The following is a 6,000-nucleotide window of genomic DNA, read 5'->3' on the forward strand; positions in this document are numbered from 1 at the left end:
ATAATAATTTATATATGCTTGTTAATATTATTTAAATTTGAGAGGTGATATTTAATGGATTTAAACTGGATTTGGTTTGGATTACTTATTTTTGTAATAATTGTAGATATAACTACAAGTAGTTTTACCTTTTCATGGTTAGGGTTAGGATTTATTCCTGCTTTTATTGCAGGATATTTTGTAGACTTTACTACACAAATATGGATTGCTTTAATACTAGGAACTATTGCAATTATATTTGGATTAAAGGTGTCTAAAAAATATATTAACGTAAATCTACCAACTGAAAAACCATTGGTTGGCAAGTATGAAGATAGAGAGTTTGTATCTGAAGTTAAATTAGAAAGTAATAGGGAATGTAGAATAAAAGTTAACGAAGTTTATTGGACAGCTAGAAATATAGGTGAAGATATAAATATTGGTGATACTTTTAAGGTGTTAAAAATTGAAAATAATAAATTGATAATTAAAAAAGGAGTGATTTAAATGGAATTAGTAATTGGTGTTTTAGTCATACTATTTGTAGTTCTAGTCATCATAATTTCATCAGTTAAAGTAGTTAACACTGGTTCTAACTATGTTATGGAGAGGTTTGGTCAATTTTATAAGGTATTAGAACCTGGCTGGCACTTAACAATACCTTTTGTGGACTTTATTAGAAAGAAGGTATCTGTTAAACAACAAATACTTGATATACCACCACAAAACGTAATAACTAAAGATAATGTTAATATTTCTGTAGATAACGTTATATTTTATCAAGTTTTAAGTGCAAAGGATGCAGTTTATAACATAGAAAACTATGTTCAAGGTATAATGTATTCCACTATAACTAATATGAGAAATATTTTAGGTGATATGACTCTAGATGAAGTATTAGCAGGAAGGGACCTTATAAACTCAAAATTATTACAAATCGTTGATAATGTTACTGATGCTTATGGAATTAAGTTATTGTCTGTAGAAATTAAAAATATTGTACCTCCATCAGAAATTCAGCAGGCTATGGAAAAACAAATGAGAGCTGAAAGAGATAAGAGGGCCATGATTCTTCAAGCAGAAGGATCAAGACAATCAGAAATTGAAAAAGCTGAAGGCGAAAAGAGAAGTAAAATACTTGCTGCTGAAGCGGAAAAAGAAGCAAATATTAGAAGAGCAGAAGGATTAAAAGAATCTCAATTACTAGAGGCAGAAGGTAAAGCAAAAGCTATTGAAAAAATTTCAGAAGCAGAAGCAGAAGCGATAAGAAGAGTAAATGAAGCTATAATTCAATCAGGAACTAATGAAACTGTTATAGCTTTAAAACAAGTTGAAGCTCTTAAAGAAATGGCTAATAATCCTGCTAACAAGCTTATATTACCAAATGAAACACTATCTTCCCTTGGAAGTATAGCAGCTATTGGTGAAATGCTAAAAAATAATAAATAGTAATAAAACAAAGCATTAGGACACAACCTAATGCTTTATTTTATACATAAATAATTACAATATCTATATTAAAATGTTGAATTTATTAAATAAATATTGTAAAAAATTCTATATTAGCATATACTCTTAATACAGTGAAATGAGAAAGTTTATATAAATATATAATTTAAAAGGTAGGTGAAAATTTTATGAATAATTTAAACATTGATTTAGACTTAATGTTAGAGCTTAGCTTATCAGAAACAAGAGGTGAAGGGGAATGTTATTTAAACTTAAATGATGGTGAATTTTCTTACATTCCTCAAAGTATTATAGAAGCATTAAAGGATGAATCCAAATTTGATAAACTTGAAAGTTGGGAAAAGGAATTAGCTACGGAAGCAGAAGATGTTACTATGAACTATAGTGATAATTATCTTTATATTCCACTAATAGATGAAAGTATATTAGTGAATTCCATGAAAAGCTACTTAGATACTTTAAATCCTAATGGCAAAAATGAAATTTATAGTAAGGTTGATTGGTCAAATCCTCTATTAACTTTTAATAGAGTTTTAATTAATAAAGACAAATTAGATGAATTTTATACCTTTAGAGATGAATTTTTAATTAATCATTTAATTGATTGGTTAAAAGAGAACAACATAAGTGTAGTTAAATAGTTTTATAATACAAATAAAAAGACGTAGAATTCTTATTAGAGTTCTACGTCTTTAATCTTAATCTAGAAAAGGAGTTTCTCTTTCTATATATACTTTATGCCAAATTAAGAATATAAGTATTGTCCAAATCTTTCTACTTAAGTCAAATGGACCCTTTCTATGATCTTCTACTAATTTAATAGCAGCAGCTTTATTTACAAATTCATCAGCATTACTATTTTTTATTATGTCCATAGCCCATTGATAAAGTTCATCCTTAAGCCATAATCTTATTGGAACTGGGTATCCCAGTTTTTTTCTATCTAGAGCAGTTAAGAATGGTAATTCTGATTTAAAAGACTCTCTTAATAAGTATTTTGTTACATGACCATTGATTTTTTCATCTGCAGTGAGCTTTGAAGCAACTTTAAACACTTCTTTATCTAGGAAAGGTACCCTAAGCTCTAAAGAATGAGCCATAGTCATTCTATCAGCTTTAACAAGGATATCTCCAGTAAGCCATGTATTAAAATCTACAAACTGCATTTGAGTAATAGGGTCATACTGAGCAGCTCTATCATAGATATCATTCATAGATCGCTTAATTGTATATTTTGACTCATACTTATTAAGTATTCCTTCTTTTTCATCATCTAAGAAGATTTTTGCATTACCAACATAACGCTCTCTCATAGGAGTACAGCCTCTATCAATAAAGCTTTTTCCTCTTGTTCCTTCTGGTATAAGGGATGCACCAGATTTTAAGGCTTTCTTTAAGAAGCCAGGTACATAATCAAACATTTTTAACGAATTAGGTTCATGGTAAATAGTATATCCACCAAATACCTCGTCAGCGCCTTCTCCAGATAAAATAACTGTAACATGCTTAGCTGCTTCTTTTGCTATAAAATAAAGTGGTATAGCTGCAGGGTCTGCTACGGGTTCATCCATATGCCAAATTATTTTAGGTAATTCATTGGCAAATTCTTCATAAGAAACTATTTTACTTATGTTTTCTAGCCCTAGTTTATCAGCTGATTCTCTAGCTAAATCAATTTCACTATATCCATTTCGGTCAAAACCTATGGTAAAGGTCTTTAAGTCCGGCATGTGTTTTTTTGCTAAAGCAGTTACTACAGTAGAATCAATCCCACCTGATAAGAAAGATGCAACAGGAACCTCAGATTGCATATGCAGTTCAACGGAATCTTCTATGGCCTTACGAATTTCTTCCATCTTTTCATCTTTAGGTCCTGGAGTAGGGTTAAACTTGATCGAATAATAGCAACTTATTTCATGAGCTTTACCTAATTCTTTCTTTATAATATGACCTGGTTTTAAAACCTTTATATCCTTTAGTAGAGTTTTAGGTTCAGGTACAAATTGGAATGTAAGATAGTCATGAAGTGCTCCATTATCAATATCAACACAGTCGCTATCTGGATTAGCATGAAAACTCTTAAGCTCAGAAGCTACATAAAGTCCAGTTTCATTTTCTGTATAATAAAATGGCTTTATTCCAAATGGATCTCTTCCACCTAAGAATACTTTTTTCTTTCTATCCCAAATAATAAATGAGAACATTCCTCTAAGTTTCTCAACAAACTTATCTCCTAAATGAGTATATAATGTAGCTATTACTTCTACCTCTGAGTTAGTAGTAAAACTATAGCCTTCTTTTATTAATTCATCTCTTAAAGATATATAATTATATATTTCTCCATTAAAAACTATTTCTAATTCATCCTTATAAGAGTAGGGTTGAATTCCGTTTGCCAAATCAAGAATACTTAGTCTTTTAAAACCTAAATAAACATTTTCGTCCATATACTCTCCATCTTGAGTTGGGCCTCTATGTTTAATAACTTCTCTCATATCACGAAGAGTTTCTTTCTTTTCTTCTAGTATTTTAGAATTGCTAAAAAACGTTACAAATCCGCACATCGATAATCCTCCTTAGTGTTTATACACATAAAAATATTTTACAATATATATCTATCTTAATCAATATATTCATTATTATATAATTAGTAGTACCTAACTATTATTTCTATCACATAGTATACCATATTTCTACATGAAAAGTTATATAAGTTGGATAACTTTTCAACCAGGATAAGAACTTTAAAATGGTTGTAATAAAATGTAAAAATAATCAGATGATTATTTTATGGAAAAAAAAGGTAATTAAACATTGCAATAGAATAATAATAATAGAATCAATATGGTATTAATTAAGGGGAGAGAGATTATGAGTAATTGTTGCGGTAAAAATATCTGTTTTTATTATTATGGAGAGGATCATTTGGTGATTAATCTATATAAATACATAAAACAGCAAATAGAAAATAATAACTATGTTTATCTTTATGTAGATGAAGATATATATAAATTACTTACTAATAATTTAGATTCAAATGAAAGATTAATGATAGAAAATATTAAGATGAGTAGTATATTAATGTCATCCTATAATGAAAATATAAACTCTACGATGATTTCAAAGTTTTTTAGAGATCTTAAAGCCAAAGCCTCAAATTCAGGATTTTGGGGAGGTTGCTTTATAATAGATGGTGCTAAGATATTAAATAATACATGCAATACAATATTTCAAGAATTTATTAAAGCTTTATCTAATATATGCGAAGAGGAACGTATAGATATATTGACATCCTATGACTTTTTAGATTATGTAAATAGAGGAAAAACTATTACTGAAGACATTATGAGAGGCTCCTATAAATACCATGATTATAGGATGTTTGGAAATGAAATTTTACCAATAGAATCCTTTCAAGTAGAGAGTAATATAGTATAGAAAAATTTGGCTATTACATTCTCTTATAGGTAATAAAGTTCTATAGAAAAGAGTGATAAATAAGTCTATTGACACACATAACGGCTATGATATTATATAAATATAAATGACATTGAAATTATTTATATTTAATGTCATAAAGATTTAATTATATCGAGATAATAGTTAGTATATATAGAAAAGAGGAAGAAAAATATGTCAATAGTTAATATAAGTGATAAAGCTACTACCGAATTCTTACAATTTTTAAAGGATAATGAAGTTACCACAGATACAGTAAGAATTCATTTTGCAGGTATGGGTTGTGGTGGTGCTGTATTTAATCTAGTTTTAGATGAGAAAAAAGATACTGATAACATAGAAGTAGTAGAAGGACTTACATTTTTAGTAGATAAGGGAGTTACTGAGCAATTTGGTGAATTAACAATTCTTTCTGCAGACGAAAATGGTAGAGGTGGGTTCTCAATAGAACCAGAAAAAAAACCAGAAGGTGGCGGTTGTGCTGGTTGCACAAGTTGCGGTTAAATTTAATAAATAATAATTATATTACTGAAAGTGCAGTGTTAAACTTGTTTAATATTGCACTTTTTTTAGTATGTATATTTATTTCAAATAAAATCTATTAATAAATCCAATGATAAATACAATTGACATTCATAGTAATATTTATTAGTGTAATAAATATGTAGATTCATTGACACAATAGTAATGTATCTATAAAACTGAAAAGGAAAAGAGGTAAAGATTATGTCAACAGTTAAAATAAGTGATAAAGCTACCGTTGAATTCTTACAATTTTTAAAAGATAATGAAGTTACAGCAGATACAGTAAGAATTCATTTTGCAGGTATGGGATGAGGCGGCCCATCATTTAATCTAGTTTTAGATGAAAAAAAAGATACTGATAACACAGAAGTAGTAGACGGACTTACATTCTTAGTAGATAAGTCTGTTACTGAGCAATTTGGAGCTCTTACTATTCTTTCAGGCGAAGAGAATGGTAGAGGTGGATTTTCTATAGAGCCTGAAAAGCAAGCTGAAGGTGGCGGATGCTCAAGTTGTAGTAGCTGCGGCTAATGAATAAGTAAAATCTTATATTAAAATAAAAGTGCA

Annotated in this window: 6 protein-coding genes; 5 read left to right on the forward strand and 1 reads right to left on the reverse strand. The window is 28.8% G+C overall.

Translation table 11 applies throughout. The features are described from left to right. The first annotated feature begins 54 nt into the window (after positions 1-54). The 3 genes from B3Z56_RS11630 (at position 55) to B3Z56_RS11640 (ending at position 2,090) form a co-directional block, all read left to right on the forward strand. Positions 55-486, forward strand: a complete 432-nt coding sequence (locus B3Z56_RS11630; protein WP_346876195.1) for an NfeD family protein — start codon at positions 55-57, stop codon at positions 484-486. After that, positions 487-1,428: an SPFH domain-containing protein gene (locus tag B3Z56_RS11635; protein WP_035132267.1), complete on the forward strand. Its 942-nt coding sequence runs from the start codon at positions 487-489 to the stop codon at positions 1,426-1,428. Between the two features lie 188 nt (positions 1,429-1,616). Beyond that, a complete protein-coding gene (locus B3Z56_RS11640) occupies positions 1,617-2,090 on the forward strand; it encodes a hypothetical protein (RefSeq protein ID WP_346878812.1) in 474 nt (157 codons plus the stop codon). Positions 2,091-2,147: 57 nt separating this feature from the next. Here the strand turns inward: B3Z56_RS11640 and asnB are convergent, their stop codons facing one another. Next, the gene (asnB, locus tag B3Z56_RS11645) at positions 2,148-4,013 is read right to left on the reverse strand and encodes an asparagine synthase (glutamine-hydrolyzing) (RefSeq protein ID WP_035132270.1); all 1,866 of its coding nucleotides are present in this window, start codon (positions 4,011-4,013) and stop codon (positions 2,148-2,150) included. 307 nt (positions 4,014-4,320) lie between these two features. On the opposite strand from asnB, the gene B3Z56_RS11650 reads away from it, so the two are divergent. Together B3Z56_RS11650 and B3Z56_RS11655 are read left to right on the forward strand one after the other, a co-directional pair. After that, complete coding sequence (locus B3Z56_RS11650) at positions 4,321-4,887, forward strand: MEDS domain-containing protein (protein WP_035132272.1); 567 nt, start codon at positions 4,321-4,323, stop codon at positions 4,885-4,887. 195 nt (positions 4,888-5,082) lie between these two features. Continuing rightward, positions 5,083-5,412, forward strand: a complete 330-nt coding sequence (locus B3Z56_RS11655) for a HesB-like protein (RefSeq protein WP_035132274.1) — start codon at positions 5,083-5,085, stop codon at positions 5,410-5,412. The last annotated feature ends 588 nt before the right edge of the window (positions 5,413-6,000 follow it).

It is taken from the genome of Clostridium sp. UBA7791 (genome assembly GCF_002480755.1).
Taxonomy (GTDB): domain Bacteria; phylum Bacillota; class Clostridia; order Clostridiales; family Clostridiaceae; genus Clostridium_J; species Clostridium_J sulfidigenes.

Bases quoted from the DNA above. Each gene is read 5' to 3' on its own strand.
- B3Z56_RS11630 (WP_346876195.1), top strand. From the start codon at position 55: ATGGATTTAAACTGGATTTGGTTTGGATTACTTATTTTTGTAATAATT.
- B3Z56_RS11635 (WP_035132267.1), top strand. From the start codon at position 487: ATGGAATTAGTAATTGGTGTTTTAGTCATACTATTTGTAGTTCTAGTC.
- B3Z56_RS11640 (WP_346878812.1), top strand. From the start codon at position 1,617: ATGAATAATTTAAACATTGATTTAGACTTAATGTTAGAGCTTAGCTTA.
- asnB (WP_035132270.1), bottom strand. From the start codon at position 4,013: ATGTGCGGATTTGTAACGTTTTTTAGCAATTCTAAAATACTAGAAGAA.
- B3Z56_RS11650 (WP_035132272.1), top strand. From the start codon at position 4,321: ATGAGTAATTGTTGCGGTAAAAATATCTGTTTTTATTATTATGGAGAG.
- B3Z56_RS11655 (WP_035132274.1), top strand. From the start codon at position 5,083: ATGTCAATAGTTAATATAAGTGATAAAGCTACTACCGAATTCTTACAA.